Source organism: Bradyrhizobium sp. Ghvi, assembly GCF_900115265.1.
Taxonomy (GTDB): Bacteria; Pseudomonadota; Alphaproteobacteria; order Rhizobiales; family Xanthobacteraceae; genus Bradyrhizobium.
Genome location: NZ_FOVU01000010.1, coordinates 73,016 through 93,485 on the forward strand (window position 1 = coordinate 73,016; position 20,470 = coordinate 93,485).

The following is a 20,470-nucleotide window of genomic DNA, read 5'->3' on the forward strand; positions in this document are numbered from 1 at the left end:
GGCGGCCAGGGACGCGGATTGCCCAGATATTGAACCGCGAGCGAACAAGCCACGCTGAATCGCTTGCGCCGGCATCCGAGGGCGCGTTCACCGGCTTAGGGCCCATGCTTCGCAATGAAGGTCCGCACAGAGTAATCCAGCCAACGCGTACTCGACTTGGCAGGTCACCAGGGCGCCCCCCGGAGTGCCCCGCTCCTCGTTGTTGCTGCTCTAATTGGTTTCCAAGGGTCGAGTGCGCGCTCCGGTCAGGTATGGACAGCGGCCCCAGTCAAGTGCCGATTGAGGCTCCGACAGTGGACTACGGCGTCAAGCTCTTCTTCGATCAATCCGTCGGGGTGAGGCCACGTCGAAGGCGAAACGGCGAAGTCTTCGAAATATTTTTTCGCGGCGTTCTCGCGGCGTGATTCTCACTGCGGAGCAGTTATAGGCCATTCTGCGCGCGAATCCTGCAAGCAAGGATGGCTAGCGGCAGAATTTATGCGTCGGCTTATTACTGCTACGCTTCAGAGAGCCGGCCGTCTCTGACTATTCGTGCATGTATGATTCAGATGACAATTGAGTTCAACCTTATGTAACCAATCAAAACTAGGGATTCGCGAAACGATATCGCATTTATTGGAAATCTGATGCCCGCTCGTAGGATCGCCAAGCGCCTCCCCTCAATTGTTCTTCGTCAGCTTCGACCAAGCCTGCGCACCCAGATTGGTTTGTTGGGAATCGTGAGCGTGCTTGTCACTGGCGCGACTTGCGCTGCCGGACTTAATTATCTCGCGAAAGCACAGAGTGAAGTGAGCGAGAGCGCCAATCTTCGCGCCCACCTGACGTCTCTTTCCGAGGCCTTTCTCGAATCGCAGCAGTTTGCGTTGGAGTTTTTGCGCAAGCACGACGAAGCCGTGATCGTGCGACAAGCCAACGGCGTCAATAACGCACTGGCGGACCTTGGCCAGATCGAGGAGCGGGCCGATTCCTTCCCGGAGGGCGATTCCCTGAGAGACGTGAAGTTCCTTCGCGCTGGAATCAACCTTTATGCGACTCGTTTTCATAACATCGTCTCCGCGCAGCGGGTGCTCGGGTTTACGGAAAATGACGGGCTCCAAGGTAAACTCCGCCAAGCGGTGCATCAAGCAGAAGTGCGATTAGCACAAATCAATGAGCCGCACCTAACGGTGCTAATGTTGATGATGCGGCGGCACGAAAAAGATTTCATGCTGCGCCATGAAGAGAAGTATGGTGATGAACTGGAAAGGCGCATCGTCGAGTTCGACGCCGCACTTGCGACCTCAGGACTTGCACCGGAATCCAAGACTGAATTGAAGACGCTTATTGCTTCTTATCGATCGAGCTTTCTTTCATTTATTGTATCGCAACAAGCGCTGGACGACCAAGTCGATGATCTTGTCCAAATCTACAGCCGGAATCGTCCCCTTCTTTTGAAGGCAATAGCAGCTGCGGACGGTCGCGCTGTCTCTGCTGAAGGACGTGCCATGCGTCTCAGAGAGACTTTGGGTTGGGCAATCGGGATTGCCACGCTCGGGATCGGTTTCGTTGCGGTGCTTGTTGGCCAGAGGTTGGCGGGACTTATAAGCCGGATGAGCGTGGCAATGCGTCAAATTGCAGCCGGGCAGTTCGATCTCACGCTGCCGGGTCTTGGCCGTTCAGACGAGATCGGTGACATGGCTCGGGCCATGGAAGCGTTCAAGGTCAGATCGAGGGAAAAACTTCAGGAGGAACTTGCGGCGAACCAAGAACAGGATCGCGTAGCGGCGACGCGTCGTAAAGCGGAGTTTGGGAAACTGGCGGGCACATTTGAAAGCGCCGTCAGCAGCGTCATTGATACGATGTCTTCCGCATCGACCGAACTGGAGGGTTCCGCTCGGGAGCTGACAGAGGCGGCACAGCTTACTCGGGAGATCTCTGATAACGTTGCGTCAGCATCGGAGGAGGCATCAGCCAATGTTCAGCTGGTTGCTGCGGCGGCGGAAGAGATGATGGCGTCCGCTTCCGAGATCGGCCGTCAGGTTGAGCGATCGACAGCGATCGCCCACGGAGCCGTGCGCCAGGCTGAAGAGACGGATCAACGGATGAAGCTGCTATCGGCTGCTGTAACAAAAGTCGGTGGGGTGGTTGACCTCATTGCAGCGATCGCCAGGCAAACCAACCTCCTGGCGCTTAATGCAACGATAGAGGCCGCGCGTGCGGGCAGTGCCGGGCGCGGCTTTGCGGTTGTGGCGCTCGAGGTGAAGTCGTTAGCAACTCAGACGGCGAACGCGACAGTCGAAATTGGACAGCAGATTTCTGACATTCAGGCAGCGACACTAGAGTCCGTCAGCGCCATCACAAACATCGGAAGCAGCATCGGCAGAATCTCACAAATTACATCCGCTGTTGCCGTGGCGATCGATCAGCAAGGTGCTGTCACGAGAGACATTTCCCAGAATATTCAACGTGCGGCCACGATGTCGACGACCGTTGCCAGCAACATCCGACAGGTTGCGCACAAGGCGTTCATCACAGGTGCATCATCGTCGCAAGTGTTGACATCTGCCAACGTACTTGCCCGGACCAGCCATCATCTCAAAATCGAAGCCGAAGACTTTCTCACCGGGATACGATCATGACCCTTGAGCCGAGATGTTATGTGGGCTCGGCGAAGGCGCTCCAACACCGCATGGGACCCGCCATCTCCTGCAAGAGGCGTTCCCCGACAGCGCTGTGCTTGCGTCTTTCTTGGGCTAAGTCGGGGTGCCGCTAACGAGCTTTGAAGCATTGCGCCGCGCGAACACGACGGGCTCGCCATCGAGAGAGGTTCTTGAATTCTCTCCTTATCCTTACCCATTGCATCCACACAGATCGATCGACGACAACTCCTTATCGGGTAAGCTCTCAAGCCGACGACGTATTTGAGTGCCCGTCGGCACGATGATCTGCTCGTCATCCGGAGGCCCTCAGCATAACCGCAAACGGTTCTGAAGGTTGACTTCCGCCAGGTCTTCAAACCGCTGCAGCAGCGGGAGCATGCTTGAGGCTTCGTATCGACGATAGCGGAGCTTCCCGCATGTGGCTCGCCGTAGGTCCTCGGCTGACGCTGCTTACAGTTCATCGCGGGGAGCGGGCGTCTCCGCTGCCAAGCTGCGCGATAATCCAATCTGCAAACGCTCGTACCGCCGACCTTTGCCGGCTTGCGCGCGGGTAGATCAGGCGATGCCCAACGTATCTTATATCATTGGCGTTTCCGGCCAATGGAGCCACCAACCGCCCGCTCGCCAATTCGCGTTCGGCCAGAAGCGTTGATTCCAGCGCTACGCCCAGTCCTTCCGTCGCTGTCGCAATCGCAAGAAAGCTGCGGTCGAACCTCATGCCGTGGAGCGCAGGAGCCTCCAATGCGTTCGCGGTGAACCATTGGTGCCACTGCACCTGCTTCACGTCGGAGCGGATCAGCGTCTGATCGAGTAGGTCTGCAGGCTTTCTTATCGATTTAGCGAGAGCGGGAGAGCAGAGAGGGGTGACGGTCTCCTCCGGAAGAGGGACAATCTCGACCCCCTCGGCGCGCGCGGGACCGTAGACGATATCGATGTCAAAATCGTCATTGCTGAACCGTGCATAATCCGTGTTTGCCGCTAGCCGAACCTCAAGCTTCGGATAAGAGGCGAGAAACTGTGCGAGCCGTGGCGCCAACCATTGCGCCGCAAAGCTTGGGGCAGAATGGACGCGCACCAGCTGTGGCCCCCGTGCGGCGACTTCCTCCAGCCCCCGGCGGAGTTGATCGAATGCTGCACCGGTGTGTCGCATCAGGTTCTCTCCGGCCGGCGTGAGCCGTACAGATCGCGCGCTGCGCTCGAACAGGATTGTGCGAAGCGTGCCCTCGAGTTTGCGGATGGCATGGCTAACTGCACTCGGCGTCAGGTGAAGTTCATTCGCCGCATCGCGAAACGATCCCGTACGGGCTGCAGCTTCAAAGGCGCGAATTGCCGAAATAGGGATGTTCGAGAGCATCCTATAAGTGAACCAGATTCATCGATCCGTGACAACTGTGCGCTTGTCCATTGGGCTACCGGGAGTCATTCCTGATCCTGCCAAGCAAGAATGATTTACGGGAGGAGTTGATGCTGCTCAGCGGTAAGACGGCCATCATTTCTGGGGCGGCCTCGCCGCGCGGGATCGGGCTTGCCACGGCTCGGCGGTTCGCCGCCGAGGGCGCCCGAGTCGCGATATTGGACATCGACGCTGGCGCCGCAGCGGAAGCTGCGGCCTCGCTTGGAAAGTCCCACGTCGGAGTTCGGTGCGACGTCGCCGACAGAGCGTCGTGCGACCAAGCGGCCGCTCGGGTCCTCGAGTCGTTCGGCGCCATCGACATTCTCATCAATAATGCCGGCATCACCCAGCCGGTGAAGCTCCTGGAGATTTTGGCGGCCGACTGGGATCGCATCCAGGACGTCAATCTGAAAGGGGTTCTGTTCCTCTCCCAGGCCGTGATTCCGCATATGCGCGCCCGAAAATCCGGATCGATCGCGTGTATGTCGTCGGTCTCGGCCCAGCGGGGCGGTGGAATCTTCGGCGGCCCGCACTATTCGGCCGCGAAAGCCGGCGTGCTGGGTCTCGCAAAGGCGATGGCCCGCGAGTTCGGTCCGGACGGCATCCGGGTCAATTGTGTGACGCCGGGCCTGATCGGCACCGATATCACCGCCGGCAAGCTGACCGACGAGATGAGAACAAAAATCCTGGAAGGCATTCCGCTCAATCGTCTCGGCACGGCAGAAGACGTCGCCGGCATCTACACATTCCTGGCCTCGGATCTCTCCGCCTACGTCACTGGCGCCGTGATCGACGTCAATGGCGGCATGCTGATCCACTGAGCCGAGACAAGGTCCAGATCGATGGAAACCTCTACCAAGACGCTGACAAACACGCCGAGCCTCGCGGATCGGGCCTACAACGTTCGCCGCAATGCGCTACGCATGGGCGAAGTCCAGGGTCAGGGCTATATCGCACAGGCGCTTGATATCTCCGACGTTCTCGCCGTGGCTTACTTCCACGCGATGCGCTACCGGCCTGAAGATCCGTCATGGGAGGGGCGGGATCGCTTCCTGCTCTCTAACGGGCACTACGCGATCGCGCTCTACGCGGCCTTGATCGAGGCGGGGATCGTCCCTGAGGAAGAACTCGAAACTTATGGAAGCGACGAGAGCCGCCTTCCGATGTCTGGCATGGCTTCCTACACGCCCGGAATGGAGATGTCGGGCGGCTCGCTAGGACTTGGCCTCAGCATAGCGGTCGGCATGGGCCTGGGGCTCAAGCGCAAGAAATCCGAGGCGCGGGTGTACACTTTGTTCTCCGATGGCGAGCTTGACGAAGGCTCGGTCTGGGAAGCTATCCAGTCGGCCGGCCACTACAAGCTCGACAATCTGATCGGTATCGTCGATGTCAACAACCAGCAAGCGGACGGTCCTTCGACGCAGGTGATGGCCTTCGAGCCGCTGGTCGACAAGCTCGAAGCCTTCGGCTGGTTCGTGCAACGCATCGACGGCAACGATCTCGATGCCGTGGCTGCTGCGTTCGATGTCGCTAAGTCGCATTCGGAGCCTAAGCCGCGCATGATTGTCGCTGACACACTGATGGGGAAGGGCGTCCCCTTCCTGGAGCAGCGCGAGAAGAACCATTTCATCCGGGTCGAGCAGCACGAATGGCGGCTCGCGCTGGCCGCGCTGGAAGCCGGGAGGCAGGCATGAAGACCGTCAGATCAGCGCCACAGCCGGGTAAGCCGCGCCTGACCACGTCGGCCATGATCGCCTCGATCGCAGCCGAGGGACAGAAAACCAAGCCGGCGCCCTTCGGGCACGCGCTGGTCGAGCTCGCACGCAGCCGGCCGGAGGTGGTCGGTATGACGGCCGATCTCGGCAAATACACCGACCTGCACATCTTCGCGAAGGAATTTCCGGACCGCTACTATCAGATGGGCATGGCGGAACAACTGCTGTTTGGCGCAGCTTCGGGCCTTGCCGCCGAAGGTTTCACGCCATTCGCGACGACCTACGCCGTATTCGCGTCGCGGCGAGCTTATGATTTTATCCACCAGACGATCGCGGAGGAAGATCGAAACGTGAAGATTGTCTGCGCATTGCCGGGGTTGACGTCGGGCTACGGCCCGAGTCATCAGGCCGCAGAGGACCTCGCGCTGTTTCGCGCGATGCCCAACATGACGGTCATCGATCCCTGCGACGCCCACGAAATCGAGCAGCTGGTACCTGCGATCGCAGCGCATCAGGGTCCCGTCTACATGCGTCTGCTGCGTGGTCAGGTGCCGGTCGTCTTGGATGAATATGACTACAAGTTCGAGCTCGGGAAGGCCAAGCTGATCCGCGACGGGAAAGACGCCCTGGTCATCTCATCCGGCATCATGACCATGCGCGCGCTCGAGGCCGCACAAGCCTTGAAGAACGACGACGTGGATATTGCGGTACTGCATGTCCCCACCATCAAACCGCTCGATGCCGAAAGGATCTTGGGGGAAGCGGGGAAGTCCGGCCGCCTTGTCGTGGTTGCCGAAAACCACACGACGATTGGAGGTCTGGGGGAGGCAGTTGCCGGACTTCTGATGCGTTCGGGCGTCCATCCGCCTTTCCGCCAAATCGCATTGCCCGATGAATTTCTTGACGCCGGCGCTCTTCCGACGCTGCACGACCGCTACGGGATTTCGACCGCGGAAGTCGTAAGACAGGTCAAGCAGTGGCTTTAGCGGAGCAGCGCTAACCGCCCGTCGATTAAGCTCTGGCGAGCAGCCACGCAGGCCGCACGTAGCGGCGGCGAGCGATGGCTCTTGCCCAAATACCGGCGATCGAGGGCCGGTGAACGAAGACACCGAGAGCTGTACGCCAGCCCAGGCTGGTGCAGCCGGCATCAACTTCAATGAAGAATCTGGAGGAGCACATGACACGTTCGAAGACCGGAAGCATCAGCCGTCGCTCGCTTTTGACCGCGGCTGCTGTGGTCCCTCTCTGCGGGATTCTGACCCGGCCGGCATCTGCCGCCGAATTCGTTTTTAAGTTTGCGACCGGACAGGACCCAACACACCCGGTGAATATCCGGGCGCAGGAAGCGATCGACCGCATCAAGGAAGCGACCGGTGGACGACTGGAAATCAGGTTGTTTCCAGCCAACCAGCTCGGTTCCGATACCGAGCTCATGACCCAGCTCCGCAGCGGCGGAGTCGAGTTCTTCAATCAATCGTCCTCGATCCTTGCCACCCTGGTGCCAAGTGCCGGCATCGTGAACACGGGATTCGCATTTGCCGATTACGACAGCGTGTGGAAGGCGATGGACGGCGAACTCGGCACCTACATCCGGGCCCAAATTGCTAAGACGCCAATCATGGCGGTGTCGAAGGCTTGGGATAATGGCTTCCGCCAGGTGACCTCGTCCGGTCGTGAGGTCCGCACGCCGGATGATCTCAAGAACTTCCAGATCCGCGTTCCGCCGGCGCCGCTGTTGACCTCGGTTTTCAAGGCACTCGGCGCCGGACCGACGCCGATCAACTTCAACGAGGTCTATTCCGCGCTGCAGACCAAGGTCGTTGACGGGCAGGAGAATCCGTTGCCCATCATTGCGACGGCCCGCCTCTATGAAGTGCAGAGCACGTGCAGCCTGACCGGGCACGTCTGGGACGGCTACTGGATTCTCGGGAACAAGCGCGCCTTCGAGCGCCTGCCGAAGGATGTGCAGGAGATCGTGACGCGCGAGCTTGACCGCTCCGCCGTCGATCAGCGCGCCGACATCGCCAAGCTCAGCCAGTCACTTCGCGCGGACCTTTCGGGCAAGGGCCTCAAATTCATCGACGTCGATCGCGCCGCCTTCCGCCAGGCCTTGTCGAAAACCAGCTTCTACGCCGACTGGAAAGCCAAGTTTGGCGATGAGGCATGGTCGCAGCTCGAAAAAGCTGCGGGCCAGCTATCATGACCAGCATGAGTCATACGCCGCATGCCGATGTCGGTGTAGCGGCTGGCGCGTCGCAGGCGGGTGGGCGCAGTTGGGTGGTTGTAGCCAACAGTATGCTCGGCCATATCGTCGCTGTACCTGCAGCACTGCTCGTACTCGCAGAAATCGCGGTCCTATCCGCGGGAATCGTAGGCAGATATGTGTTCCGCTCGCCGATCGTCTGGTCCGATGAGCTGGCCGGTATTCTCTTCCTCTGGCTTGCAATGCTGGGATCGGTGATTGCGTTTCAGCGCGGCGAGCATATGCGGATGACCGCCATCGTCGGCGTCCTCAGTGCGGAAGTTCGCGCATTCCTGGATGTCGTGGCAGCCGCAGCATCACTGGCCTTTCTCGTGCTCGTCGTCCGGCCGGCCTACGAATTCGCCGCAGATGAGGTATTCGTCACGACGCCGGCCCTCGAGATCGTCAACAGTTGGCGTGCTGCAGCGTTGCCGATCGGCATTGGACTGATGTTGGTCGCTGCGGTCCTCCGGCTCATCCGAATCGCAAGCCTGCGCAGCTTGCTGGCTTCGCTGGCAATCGTCGCGAGCCTCATCGGGACGTTCGTTGTCCTGGCGCCAGTCTTGAAGCCGCTTGGCAATCTGAACCTTCTCATCTTCTTCGTCTTCGTGGTCGGCGCAATGGTCTTTACAGCCGTGCCGATCGCGTTCGCATTCGGTCTCGCCACCGTCGGCTATCTCGCCCTGACGACCAGTACGCCGGACGTGGTGATGATCGGACGAATGGATGAGGGCATGAGCCACCTGATCCTACTCGCCGTACCTCTCTTCGTCTTTCTCGGTCTGCTGATCGAAATGACGGGTATGGCGCGCGCCATGGTCAGCTTCCTGGCGAGCCTGCTCGGCCACGTCCGTGGTGGATTGCACTACGTGCTGGTCGGAGCGATGTACTTGGTCTCGGGCATTTCCGGCTCCAAGGCGGCGGATATGGCTGCGGTGGCTCCGGTATTGTTTCCCGAGATGCGGCAGCGCGGAGCCAAGCCCGGCGATCTCGTGGCGCTCCTGGCCGCTACGGGGGCGCAGACAGAGACGATCCCGCCCTCACTGGTTCTGATCACGATCGGCTCGGTTACCGGTGTGTCGATATCCGCGCTGTTTACTGGCGGGTTGTTGCCAGGCGTGGTGCTCGCAGTCATGCTCGCCGCGGTCGTGTGGTGGCGGTATCGCCGGGAAGACCTCTCGCACGTCAAAAGGGCGACGGGACGGGAAGTCTGGCGCGCTTTTATCATTGCGATTCCAGCCATCGCGCTGCCGTTCGTGATCCGGACCGCCGTCCTCGAGGGAGTCGCGACCGCAACCGAGGTGTCGACCATTGGCATCCTATACTCGGCCTGCGCGGGACTTTTCATCTACCGCCAGTTCGATTGGCGCCGTATCTATCCGATGCTGGTCGAGACGGCGTCGCTGTCGGGGGCAATTCTGCTCATCATTGGCGCTGCGACAGGCATGGCCTGGGCGCTAACCCAATCAGGGTTTTCTGCCTCTCTCGCCACGTTCATGACCAGCCTTCCGGGCGGAGTTCCGGTCTTCCTGGCCGTGACGATCGTGACCTTTGTGATCTTGGGCAGCGTCCTGGAAGGGATTCCGGCGATCGTTCTGTTCGGCCCGCTACTGTTTCCGATCGCGCGGCAGGTCGGGGTGCACGACGTCCACTACGCGATGGTCGTCGTTCTCGCCATGGGCATCGGACTGTTCGCTCCGCCATTCGGCGTGGGTTACTACGCCGCCTGCGCCATTAGTCGCATCAATCCGGACGAGGGCATGAAGCCGATCGTGGGCTACATGGTCGCGCTCTTGATTGGAACACTTATTGTTGCCGCCGTGCCCTGGCTATCGATCGGCTTTCTATGAAGTACTGAAGGGGTGCCTCGGAAGGCATCTCTCGCACCAGCTATCGCTCTCGTTACGGCGCGGATTTTCTGCAGTCGTAACTATGAGCAAGGTACTTATCACCTCCGACGTAATGTGGGTAGTTGGGATAGCGGCACATCGGACGGGACGCTTTCAGAGCAAAGGGCGGTGTGGCTTCCTTGACAGCTTGGATCAATGCGTCCGCTGGTGCGATGCCGTCGCTGGCCCAGCGGTCGAGCGGGTCGAGCAAATCGACCATGGTGGGGATCGCGGCGCCGTCCGGTACGCTTGCGCCGTTGCCAGTGTGGGTCGAGCCAGGCGAAAGATAAAGGCGCGCCGAGGCATCGACTGTAGTCTGACCGAGTTTAGCCACGACTGACCTGAAATAGTTGATGCCTGCGAGTGGGCTCTGCGCGAGGTCGGCCAGGTTCTCTCGCATGATCAGCTTGCCGCCATGGGCGAAGAACCCCGACAGATCAGGATTGGTAGAATCGAGCAACTTTGAGACCTCTTCGACGCGGGCACGAAAATCTTCAGGACGATAGCTTCGTACATCGAACTTGTCGTGCCGCGCGATCACGAAGCGCATGGCGTTCACGCCATAGATCCATTGTTGCGAAGCCGTGGCCACATCAAGTGGCTCTTTTGGCGGAGCCGTGCCGACAACCCAGCGCGCCATGGTCGAGCGGTCCGGGTCGGGTGTCGTCTCGTTACCATAGAGCCATTGCGGATAGGTGGTGATGCCGTTCGTCATCGCGAACGGGAAGGAATGCGGGCTATGAACCGCCTGAATGGAGGCGATCTGCGGATCCGACAGGCAGTTGTCGCCCGTATCCGTTCCGTCAGGGCAGCGCAATGCGGCGAGATTCACCTTGGGCTGGCAGGCGAATGTATTGCTGACGATACCATCGCGCAGGCCGTCAAGCTCGTCGCAAGCCTCCATCACGAACTTTGCCAGCATCTCCGTCTTTACTGGATTGAGCCAGCCGCCGTCGAACTGCGGCAGCACGTTCGGGATGTAGGACTGAAACAGCATAGACAGCTGCACCACTGGCGCGACGCTGACGACGCCGTCATAGTCGAGCGGAAAGTGCTGAGCCATGGTGAGTCCTTCGCGGCCGCCCTCGGAGCCGCCGAAATAGTAGATCCTCACCGGCCGCCTGCGATAAAGTACTTCGCTCAGCACAACGGCGACGTCGCGCACCTTCTTGTAGGACGCATAAGCATAGTTGGTCAGCATTTCGTCGTTGAGAGCGAACTTGCCGATCGAATCGCGAGGAAAGCTCGAAGTTTGATGGCCAGAATCGGTGCCCACCGTCGCATAACCACGCGCAAGCGGCAGCATATCGTCGGGCGCTGCATCGCGGAGGGGCGCTAGACCGGTGATCAGGCTGCCATTGTAACCGCCGCCCCCATACTGCAACAGCTTGCCGTTCCAGGCGGCCGGCAGATTGAGCTCGAAGTTGATCAGCTGCGCCTTTGGATCAACCGGGGCGATGGTACCCAGTACCTTGCAAAAGTCGGGCGTCTTCGCCTGCGCTGCTGCCGGCACGAAGCTTACAGAGGCGACGACGGCGTTCCCGCTGGGAAGACCGATCAATGTGGCTGGAATGGTCCGATCGGCGAATCCTATGCAGCCTTCCTGAAATGCCTCGCCCGCGACCGAGGGTCCGCCGGTCAGCAGCACAATGAGCGGGCCAAGCGCCAGACTGAAAGCAGCGGCCGATCGGAGCCGCCTTGCGCGAGCAGGGCGGCCGTTGTTTTTGCATATCATGATTTCACTTTCTACCGGTGTTTCTGTCGCGCAGAGCCGAACGCACTCGAAAATTCTCCCGCGAAGATGCCAACCTGTCAAATGTCTGACCTGGGCTCAAAATGGTGTTTTTGTCGAACCGCTCCAAGCGTCGCGGTAAAAGCGAATGAATTCGACCGCTGCGTCGAACAGTACTCTGTGGGATTGCGCCTAATGTCGTCGATCCATCACACGAGTAGTCTTAAGTTACAAAGCCGCGGGCGTGTTCGGAGGCCGCCCGCGCCGCGGGAGCTCTCCCTTAGGCGAACCTTGGCAAATGCAACGGCAGGCCATCGCAGGGCATATCGATCTCCTCGACTTGGCCCTTGCCGACCTCAGTGACGCGTAGCTTCCTGCCCTCGAGCGTAAAGGCGCAATTCGTCGGCTGGGGTCCGTCCAGGACTAGGCGATCGGCGACCTCACCCCGCCGGTCTAGCACCGTAACGTTGTTCTGGTTGTAGACCGTGCAATAGAGTCGACCGTCCGTTCCGAAAGCCATCCCATCCGGCCCTTTAAAATTCGGATTGGAATCCGGCTGCAGCACGTTGCCGAAGACGACGCGTTTCGGCGCTGCCTCGCCAAGCACGTCATACCGATAGATCTCGCCGGTGAAGGATGCGTTGGCGTAGAGGTGGTTGTCGGGACCGAAGGCAATCCCGTTGGTGAAGCGGACCTTGCGATCGAGCACGCGGAGCACCTTCATGGCAGCCGGATCGATCTCGTATACACGGCCGTCCCAGTCGAGATCCATGTAACCGTCGACGAAGGCCTGGCCGTTGATGAAATCCTCGGCGGCCATCCCGGAGTCGGTCATGTAGAGCAGTCCGTTCGGACCGAAGCAGAGGTCGTTCGGAAACAGAAACCGGTCCGCGCCTTCGCCCTGCATGCGCCGGATCTCGCTTCCGCTTTCGTCGACGCAAATCAGCGCCCGCAGGCCAGCTTCGGCGATCCAGATCCGGCCGTGACCATCGGTCGTCAGCCCGTTCGGACGACCTCCCGTCGTTCGGATCAGGCGGCGATTGCCGAGAGGATCGAGCCGCGTGATGCAAAGGGTCGATGCGGACATCTCCGTGACGTACATCGATCCATCCGGCAGACACACTGGACCCTCGGGCGCTCCAATTCCGGATGCAAACAATCTCGACGCCATTCATCCCTCCCGTTCTCAAATGATGGCTCTCGTTAGGCAATGACCAGGCCGCTGGCCGGATCGATCAGCACCACGCGATTGAGATCGATGGCGAGATCAATCCGCTCGCCATGGCTGCTGACGTCGTGCGCCTGCAGCTCGGCGACCGCATCGAAGCCGCCGATCTTAATGGTGGTGAAGGTGCGTGTCCCCGTCGGCTGAATGAGATCGGCAACGGCAGAATAGGGGACCACTCCGTCGCGGAGAGGTCCGCCAGCCCGGCTAAAATGTTGTGGTCGAATCCCAACGAGGACCTGTTGCCCATCCGCATTGATCAGTGACTCGGCCCTCGCTTTCGGGAGGGTGAGCGCATCGCCGGACTGAAACACGACGGCTGCACCGGCGCCATTCGCCTTGAGGGTTGCTGGGATCAGGTTGATCGAGGGAGAGCCGAGAAAGCCTGCGACGAACCCCGTACGTGGCTGCTCGAACAGCTCGAGCGGCGCACCTTGCTGCTCAATTTTTCCGTCACGCAGCAGCACGATGCGGTCGGCGAGCGTCATCGCCTCGACCTGGTCGTGGGTGACGTAGATCATCGTCGTCGTGATCTCGTGATGCAGACGCTTGATCTCAGTCCGCATCTCGTCGCGCAGCTGGGCGTCGAGATTCGAGAGCGGCTCATCGAACAGGAACAGGTCCGCCTTGCGCACAATGGCGCGGCCGATGGCGACCCGCTGGCGCTGTCCACCGGAGAGCTGCCGGGGGTAGCGCTGCAGGAAATTGCCGATGCCGAGCATCTCGGCGGCTTCACTGACCCGCTTTCTGATCTCGATCTCGGGAGTCTTGCGGGCGCGCAGACCGAAGGCGATGTTCTCGTTGACAGTCAGATAAGGGTAGAGCGCATAGTTCTGAAACACCATCGCGATATTGCGCTCGCGCGGGCGCAGGTCGTTGACCACCGCGCCCCCGATGGTGATCGTTCCACCATCCAGATCCTCGAGACCAGCGATCGTTCGCAACAGCGTGCTCTTGCCACAGCCGGAGGGGCCTACCAGCACAGCGAATTCACCGTCGGCGATGGTGAGATCCACTCCCCGGACCGCATGCACGTTGCCGTAATATTTGTGTAATTCGGACAGCTTGACGTCAGCCACTCCGCTCTCCCTAACCCTTGACTGCACCCAGCGAGATGCCGCGCACGAGATAGCGCTGCATCACCGAGACCGCGACGAAGATCGGCAACGTCCCCAGGACCGACATCGCCGCGATCTTTGCCCAGAAATTCGATTGTCCGCCGAAGTAGTGCGTCAGCATGACGGGAAACGTGATGACCTCGGTGCGGGTGAGCACCAGCGCAAAAAGAAAGTCATTCCAGGCGAACACGAAGGTGAAGACCGACGTTGCCATGAGGCCCGGTCGGACCATCGGGAAGACGACTTTCCAGATCACCTCCCATCGATTGAGGCCATCGACGAGCGCGCTTTCCTCCAGCTCCAGCGGGACGTCGACGATGTAGCCGCGCATCATCCAGATGACGTAGGGAAGATTGAATGCGGTGTAGAGGAGGATCAGCCCGAAATAGCCGTCGACGAGACCGAAATAGACGTAGATCAGGAAGATCGGGAAGACGACCGCGATCGGCGGGATCATGCGCTGGGAGATGATCCACATCGCGAGGTTCTCGCCGCCGGTCCTGAACCGGGCAAGGCTGTAGGCGCAGAGCGTCCCGAGAACGATTGCGATGCCGGAGCTGGCGCCGGCGACGATGAGGCTGTTCAGGATTGCCAACACATCGCCGTCCTTGAACAAAACGTAATAATTTGAGAACTGGATCTGTCCGGGAATCCACAGAGGCGGCACGTGGTAGATCTCGTCCGGCGTCTTGAACGAAATCATGAACAGCCAATACACCGGGAACAGGAATAGCAGCGTTACGACGCCCGCGCCGAGATAGCGGGCCGCGAGGATGCGGGCCTTTCTCGCCGGAAGCCTGCCGATCCTCATCGCACAAGCTCCATGCGCTTGAGAACCAAGGTCGTGATCAGCGTCAGCAGCACAATCACCACGAAGGAGATCGCGGCTGTGTAGCTGGTCTCAAATTGCGAGAAGCCCTGAACATAGGTGTAGAGCGAGATGGTCTCGGTCATCGAGCCCGGCCCGCCTTCGGTGAGTGCCCAGATGATGTCGAAGATGCGAACGAGATCGAGGCCGCGGATCAGGCAGGCGACGGCGATCACGGGTGCGATCGCCGGCAGAACGATTGCGCGAAGCACGCGAAAGTACGATGCCCCATCGATCTCCGCAGCTTCGAGTTGGGATTGGTCGACATTCGAGAGCGCCGCGAGCAGCAGGAGGAACATGAACGGCGACCACTGCCAGACCTCGCAGATAATGATCGCCGGATAGACGTAGGCGGGATTGACAGTCCACAAGATCCGGACTGGCTCCCCGGCGATGAAGCTGAGGACTTGGCCGATCGGACCGAAGCGGACGTCGAACATCAGACGCCAGGTCGCTCCGGCGACAATCGGAGAGATCACCGTCGGAAGCACCAGCAGCGCGACGAAGATCTGTCGACCGGGCATGCGATCGATGAAGAGCTGCGCCATCAGGAAGCCGATCAGCAACTCCAGGGGGAGGGCGATCGCGGTGATGATGGCGGTATGGCCGAGCGTAGCCCAGAGGCGGGTATCCCTGAACAGCTCCGCGTAGTTCAAGATGCCAACGAAGGAGGTGTCGTTCTCGGTCATCGTGATGCGCTGGAAACTCACGATCAGCGAGTAGATCAGCGGAAATAGGCCGACCAGGAGAAGGATCAGAATGGCCGGGGCAACGATAAGATAGGGCAGGCGGTCCTCGAGCATGCGCCCGAAGCGGCTCGGGCGGCGCTGCTCGGCGCCATTGAGGCTGGCAGAAACTGTCATCATCATTCCGAAAAAGTGGCGCCGCACGGGAGAGATGCCTCCCGTGCGGGATCCAAAGCAGCTATTGGGGATAGGCGCCGGGCTTTGCGGCCCAGACCTTGTACACGGCCTTCTGGTTTTCGATGCCGACCTTCTCGGTGATGGCATCGAACTGCTGCGCCATGCGGTCGAGAATGGCTTTGGGATCTTCGCCGGCCCAAAGGCTCGAGATCGCCTTGGTCATCGCTTCGTCATACTTGTCCTGTTGCAGCAGGGAGAGGTCGAGCAGGCCCTTCTCGCCCGATTTCTTGATCGTATCGAGATAAGCGGGGGCGTCAGGCCAGAGTGCACGATATTTCTCGCTCGCGTAGTGCGAGAGGCGGAAGGGGTCTCTCAGCGTATAAGGGAGCTGGACGCGCTCGAGGCTGGTCTTCTTGCTGTTCAGCCATTGGATGAAGAGATAGGCGGCTTCCTTGTTCTTGCTGGTCGCCGACACTGATAGGTCAAAGCCAACGCCGAGTTCGGGGCGGCCGAGAGGCGTGAGCGCGTAGCCGACTTTACCTGCGACTTGCGATTTCGGCACCCACTTCAACGCTTCTTCGCCTGAGCCGTAGCCCGCGGCCCATCGTCCGTAAGGCGGCCAGGAGATCGTCATTGCAGTCGTGCCCTGGAGAAAGGCGGCAAGATTGTCGACGAAATTCCACTGCTCGACGCCGGGGGGCATGAATTTGTTCTCGGCCAGCATCTCCTTGAACACCCTGACGCCGGCGTCGCCATTCACCGTCGCCTTCATGGTGTTCGCATTGAAGAACTTGCCGCCCTCCATGCGGAAGCGCTCCTGGAACATGTATTGCGGGTAGGGCGCGGTGCGGAAGAAGCCGGCGCCGTAGACCTTGGGCGCCATCTTGTCGGTGATGAATTGACCGATCTGATCGAACTGCTTCCAGTCCTTTGGCGGTGCGAGCTCGTAGCCGAACTTGGCCTTGAACTCGTCCTTCATTTTCGGATCCTCGAAGATGTCCTTCCGGTAGTAGAGCAACATCACGTCGCCGTCGTCCGGGAAGCCGTAGATCTTCCCGTCATACTGCATCTGATTGTCGCGATACGCGGCCGCAATGTCCTGCAACTCGTCGCGATAGCTGAACTTGTCGACATACTTGTCGAGGGGCTCGAGCGCGCCGGCGCGCGCGAGATCGGGCATCCAGGACGGAATGACGTTCAGCGCGTCATAGGCGCCAGCACCGGATTTGAAATCCTGCATGATCTTGGTGAACATCTGGTCCGTCGGAACCTCGACCACCTTCACCTTGATGCCGGTGAGCTTCTCCCATTGCGGGCCCGAATAGTTCAGCGGGTCCAGAGACTGGAGGCCGGCCTCCCAGACAATGCTGATCGTCGTGCCCGCGTACTTCTTCGCGGCTTCGACCGCGGTATCGGCCGCATCCTTGTCGGCAGCTGGCGCTGAGCTGGCAGCCAGCACTAGGACAGCAACCGCGCCGAGAAACGTCCTGAACTTCATCCCTTCCTCCTCCTCTTGGGCGTCCGGAGTCCGGGAGAGCCGGCTTCGGAGCGCTTCTCACGTGATCCGTGCCCGGTTAGCCAGCCGCAGGCGTGAACGCAGCCTGTCGGCGGCGACCTGGCCGAAAGAAACCAATTCATCTATGTCGAGGATTGCAGCGCAGGTGCATCGCGGGTCCGGGTTTGTCGCCCGCAACCAGAATGGATACCAGTTGGCGCTGTAGAAGCACGCATCCTCCCCAAAACGCTCGACGGCGTTGATTTTGGGGCTAGTCTGCGTCGAGGCGGAACTGGCCGACAAATGAGAACTTTGCAAGCATCGGTGAACCGCAGTCACCTATCCGCTGAGTCACAAGCGAGTCGATCATGCGGTTGCTCGGATCGGGCTGGAGAATAAGCTTGCCGGATGATCCAAACCGTAGTGCTCGCGCAGGGTGGTGCCGGTGTAATCGTGGCGGAACAGGCCGCGCTTGCGCAGGATCGGCACGACCTGCTCGGCGAACAGGTCGAAGCCGCCGGGCAGCCATGGAGGCATGACGTTGAAGCCGTCGGCCGCACCATTCTCGAACCAGGTCTGGATGTTATCGGCGATCTTTTCCGGCGGGCCGGCGATCACCCAATGGCCGCGCGCGCCGGCGAGGCGCTGCACGAGTTGACGGATCGTCGGCTTTTCGCGATCGACGATGTCGACGACGAGCTTGAACCGGCTGGCAACGCCATGCGCGCCATTGGCGTCGATCAGATGACGCGGGAAGGGGGCGTCAAGATCGAAGCCGGTGAGGTCAAGCCCGGTCATCTGGCGGAGCTGGGTCAGCGAGAACTCCGGCTGGATCAGGGTATTGAACTCCTCCTGGAGCCGGTCCGCCTCAACTTGTGTGCTGGCGATGAACGGAGAGATGCCGGGCAGGATCTTGATCTGATCGGGGCTCCGGTCGAACGCGCGCGCCTGACGTTTGATGTCGGAATAGAACTCCTGCGCGCTCGCCAATGTCTGGTGGGCGGTGAAGATCGCTTCGGCAAAGCGCGCGGCAAAGGCGCGCCCGTCCTCGGAAGAGCCGGCCTGAACGTAGACCGGTCGTCCCTGCGGCGTTCGCGGCACGTTGAGCGGTCCACGCACGCGAAAGTGCTTTCCGATGTGGTCGATGGTGTGGATCTTGTTCGTATCCGCGAAGACGCCGGATAGGGGATCGTTGACCAGCGCGTCGTCTTCCCAGCTGTCCCATAGCCTCGTGATGACATCGAGATATTCCCGCGCCCGCTCATAGCGCTCGTGATGCGGCGGATGCTCGGGCAGGCCGAAATTCTGCGCGGCTTGCGGCGAGCTCGTCGTTACGATGTTCCATCCCGCGCGGCCCCCGCTGATGTGATCGAGCGAGGCGAACAGCCGCGCGAGATTGTACGGCTCCGTGTAGGTCGTGGACGCCGTCGCGATCAAGCCGATGCGTTTGGTGGCGGACGCGATCGCGGTGAGGAGCGTAATCGGCTCAAGGCGGATGCGCTGTGCGTAACGGACATTGTCCGCCAGTGCTGGTCCATCGGCGAAGAAGACGGCGTCGAATTTGTGCGCTTCGGCCCGTTGCGCGAGCTCCTGATAGTAAGTGACGTCGAGGATGCGGTTAGCTGTCGAGAGTTTATGACGCCAAGCCGCCTCGTGATGGCCGTCCGGGTAGATGAAGAAGTTCAAGGAAAGTTGTCGATTGCTCATGGCATGGCTCGCAAATGTTGATCGTTGATGTCGGCTGGCGATCGTGAGGGTAGTCGACTCTATGTCGGGCATCTCGAGGCTGTCGATGAAATGAATTTGCATTGTTGCATGGGATGCGAGCATGAAGCCCGTGAGCGCTTCGCCGAACGGAGATGAGTACGTTTGTTGGCAACACCAGCCGAGGTGTTTCAGTCTGCTTCGAGCGCCGATTGACTCGATTTGACCCACCTTCGGGCGCGCAAGGTAGACAGATAGTCCGTGATGATCGCAAATATTTCCGTCTCCGCGCAACGAACGAAGCGATCATCGCGCGCTAGGGAAAACAAAGCTGGATTCATTTCATTGACTGGATCGCGATCGCTTTTACGATCTGCAAGGTACAAGCGAGGTCGTTCACCATGCGGCAATTCGATCCACACGTCGTTCGCAAAGCAACCCGGCTGATGTCGGCGCTGTGCGCGCGCTGTTGCGCCGAAACGATTGCGGAGAGCTGTACCGCCGGGATCCGCGTGCCGCAGCCGATCTAGCTGCCGACGTGATCCCCTAGACGACAAAATCCAAGGCTTCACCATCACTCATCCGCTGCGCGCACGACCTGCGCGAGGCGGAGCTTTGTCCAGAAAATCGAAAAGAGAGAGAGCAACATCATGAGCAACACAGCCATCATCGACAACGTCATTCCGCGCGTCGATATCGTCAAACGCGCGGCGCGGCTCGGCGCCGAGATCCGAAACGTCAAGCTGTCCGGCGATCTGTCCGATGACGTCATTCGCGCCATCAACCGGGTGCTGCTCGAGCACAAGGTGATCTTCTTCCGCGACCAGGCTCATCTCGACGATGCCGAGCAGGAGCGGTTTGCCGTCCGGCTCGGCAAGCTCGTGCCGCACCCGACGGTCGGCGCGACCAAGGGCACGTCTTCGATCCTGGAATTGGACTCCGGCCGCGGCGGCGGCCGTGCCGACCAGTGGCACACCGACGTCACCTTCGTCGATGCCTATCCAAAGATCTCGGTATTGCGCGGCGTGGTGATTCCGCCCTATGGCGGCGACACGGTATGGTCGAACACGGCGGCGGCCTATCTCGATCTGCCGGCGCCACTGCGCAGGCTCGCCGACGAGCTCTGGGCGGTCCACAGCAACGCCTATGACTATGCCGTGAAGACGCGTGCGTCCGAGGCGGACCGCAAGCATTTCGACGAAGTCTTCACCGGCACCATCTACGAGACCGAGCATCCGGTGGTGCGGGTTCATCCGGAAACGGGCGAACGTACGCTCGTGCTCGGCAATTTCGTCCAGCGCTTCGTGGGCTTGCCGAAATATGATGGCCAGAAGCTGTTCGACCTGTTTCAGTCGCACATCACCGCGCCGGAAAACACGGTGCGCTGGACTTGGCAGGCCGGCGACGTTGCGATCTGGGACAACCGCGCGACCCAGCACTACGCGGTCAATGATTATGGCGATCAGCACCGCGTCGTTCGCCGCGCGACGATCGATGGCGACGTGCCGCTCAGCGTCGACGGCCGTCGCAGCGTGACGCGCGTCAAGTCGCCGAAACCGCAGACCGCCAAGGCTGCTTGATAGCGGA

The 20,470-nt window shown here is 60.3% G+C and carries 15 protein-coding genes; 7 read left to right on the plus strand and 8 right to left on the minus strand.

The window, feature by feature from the left end:
- Positions 1 to 626 precede the first annotated feature (626 nt).
- Complete coding sequence (locus BM374_RS29555; RefSeq protein ID WP_092300745.1) at positions 627 to 2,618, plus strand: methyl-accepting chemotaxis protein; 1,992 nt, start codon at positions 627 to 629, stop codon at positions 2,616 to 2,618.
- A gap of 478 nt (positions 2,619 to 3,096) precedes the next feature.
- Here the strand turns inward: BM374_RS29555 and BM374_RS29560 are convergent, their stop codons facing one another.
- Entirely contained in the window at positions 3,097 to 3,993 is an 897-nt protein-coding gene (locus BM374_RS29560) for a LysR substrate-binding domain-containing protein (RefSeq protein ID WP_092300748.1), read from the minus strand.
- A 110-nt stretch (positions 3,994 to 4,103) separates the two neighbouring features.
- On the opposite strand from BM374_RS29560, the gene BM374_RS29565 reads away from it, so the two are divergent.
- The 5 genes from BM374_RS29565 to BM374_RS29585 all read left to right on the plus strand — a co-directional run bounded on the left by BM374_RS29565 (position 4,104) and on the right by BM374_RS29585 (position 9,839).
- Complete coding sequence (locus tag BM374_RS29565; RefSeq protein ID WP_092300751.1) at positions 4,104 to 4,853, plus strand: SDR family NAD(P)-dependent oxidoreductase; 750 nt, start codon at positions 4,104 to 4,106, stop codon at positions 4,851 to 4,853.
- 21 nt (positions 4,854 to 4,874) lie between these two features.
- Positions 4,875 to 5,726, plus strand: a complete 852-nt coding sequence (locus BM374_RS29570; protein WP_092300754.1) for a transketolase — start codon at positions 4,875 to 4,877, stop codon at positions 5,724 to 5,726.
- Entirely contained in the window at positions 5,723 to 6,733 is a 1,011-nt protein-coding gene (locus BM374_RS29575; RefSeq protein ID WP_177248614.1) for a transketolase family protein, read from the plus strand. The genes BM374_RS29570 and BM374_RS29575 overlap by 4 nt, the downstream gene beginning before the upstream one ends.
- A 191-nt stretch (positions 6,734 to 6,924) precedes the next feature.
- Positions 6,925 to 7,950 (plus strand): TRAP transporter substrate-binding protein, encoded by a 1,026-nt coding sequence (locus BM374_RS29580; protein ID WP_177248615.1) that lies wholly within the window; start codon positions 6,925 to 6,927, stop codon positions 7,948 to 7,950.
- Entirely contained in the window at positions 7,947 to 9,839 is a 1,893-nt protein-coding gene (locus BM374_RS29585; protein ID WP_092300763.1) for a TRAP transporter large permease, read from the plus strand. The genes BM374_RS29580 and BM374_RS29585 overlap by 4 nt, the downstream gene beginning before the upstream one ends.
- A 52-nt stretch (positions 9,840 to 9,891) precedes the next feature.
- On the opposite strand, the gene BM374_RS29590 is transcribed toward BM374_RS29585, so the two are convergent.
- From BM374_RS29590 to BM374_RS29620, 7 genes are all read right to left on the minus strand, one after another.
- Positions 9,892 to 11,526: a tannase/feruloyl esterase family alpha/beta hydrolase gene (locus tag BM374_RS29590; protein WP_177248616.1), complete on the minus strand. Its 1,635-nt coding sequence runs from the start codon at positions 11,524 to 11,526 to the stop codon at positions 9,892 to 9,894.
- A gap of 364 nt (positions 11,527 to 11,890) precedes the next feature.
- On the minus strand, positions 11,891 to 12,712 hold the full coding sequence (locus BM374_RS29595) for an SMP-30/gluconolactonase/LRE family protein (protein WP_244552732.1): 822 nt from the start codon (positions 12,710 to 12,712) through the stop codon (positions 11,891 to 11,893).
- A 101-nt stretch (positions 12,713 to 12,813) separates the two neighbouring features.
- Positions 12,814 to 13,914: an ABC transporter ATP-binding protein gene (locus BM374_RS29600; RefSeq protein ID WP_092300772.1), complete on the minus strand. Its 1,101-nt coding sequence runs from the start codon at positions 13,912 to 13,914 to the stop codon at positions 12,814 to 12,816.
- A gap of 10 nt (positions 13,915 to 13,924) precedes the next feature.
- Positions 13,925 to 14,764: a carbohydrate ABC transporter permease gene (locus BM374_RS29605; RefSeq protein WP_092300775.1), complete on the minus strand. Its 840-nt coding sequence runs from the start codon at positions 14,762 to 14,764 to the stop codon at positions 13,925 to 13,927.
- A complete protein-coding gene (locus tag BM374_RS29610) occupies positions 14,761 to 15,684 on the minus strand; it encodes a carbohydrate ABC transporter permease (RefSeq protein WP_177248617.1) in 924 nt (307 codons plus the stop codon). The genes BM374_RS29605 and BM374_RS29610 overlap by 4 nt, the downstream gene beginning before the upstream one ends.
- 61 nt (positions 15,685 to 15,745) lie before the next feature.
- Complete coding sequence (locus BM374_RS29615) at positions 15,746 to 17,182, minus strand: ABC transporter substrate-binding protein (RefSeq protein ID WP_092300781.1); 1,437 nt, start codon at positions 17,180 to 17,182, stop codon at positions 15,746 to 15,748.
- A 363-nt stretch (positions 17,183 to 17,545) separates the two neighbouring features.
- Positions 17,546 to 18,886: an LLM class flavin-dependent oxidoreductase gene (locus BM374_RS29620; protein WP_092300784.1), complete on the minus strand. Its 1,341-nt coding sequence runs from the start codon at positions 18,884 to 18,886 to the stop codon at positions 17,546 to 17,548.
- Positions 18,887 to 19,533: 647 nt separating this feature from the next.
- Between BM374_RS29620 and BM374_RS29625 the strand changes: the two genes are divergently transcribed.
- Positions 19,534 to 20,463, plus strand: coding sequence for a TauD/TfdA dioxygenase family protein (locus BM374_RS29625; protein ID WP_092300787.1), 930 nt, complete (start codon positions 19,534 to 19,536; stop codon positions 20,461 to 20,463).
- Positions 20,464 to 20,470 lie beyond the last annotated feature (7 nt).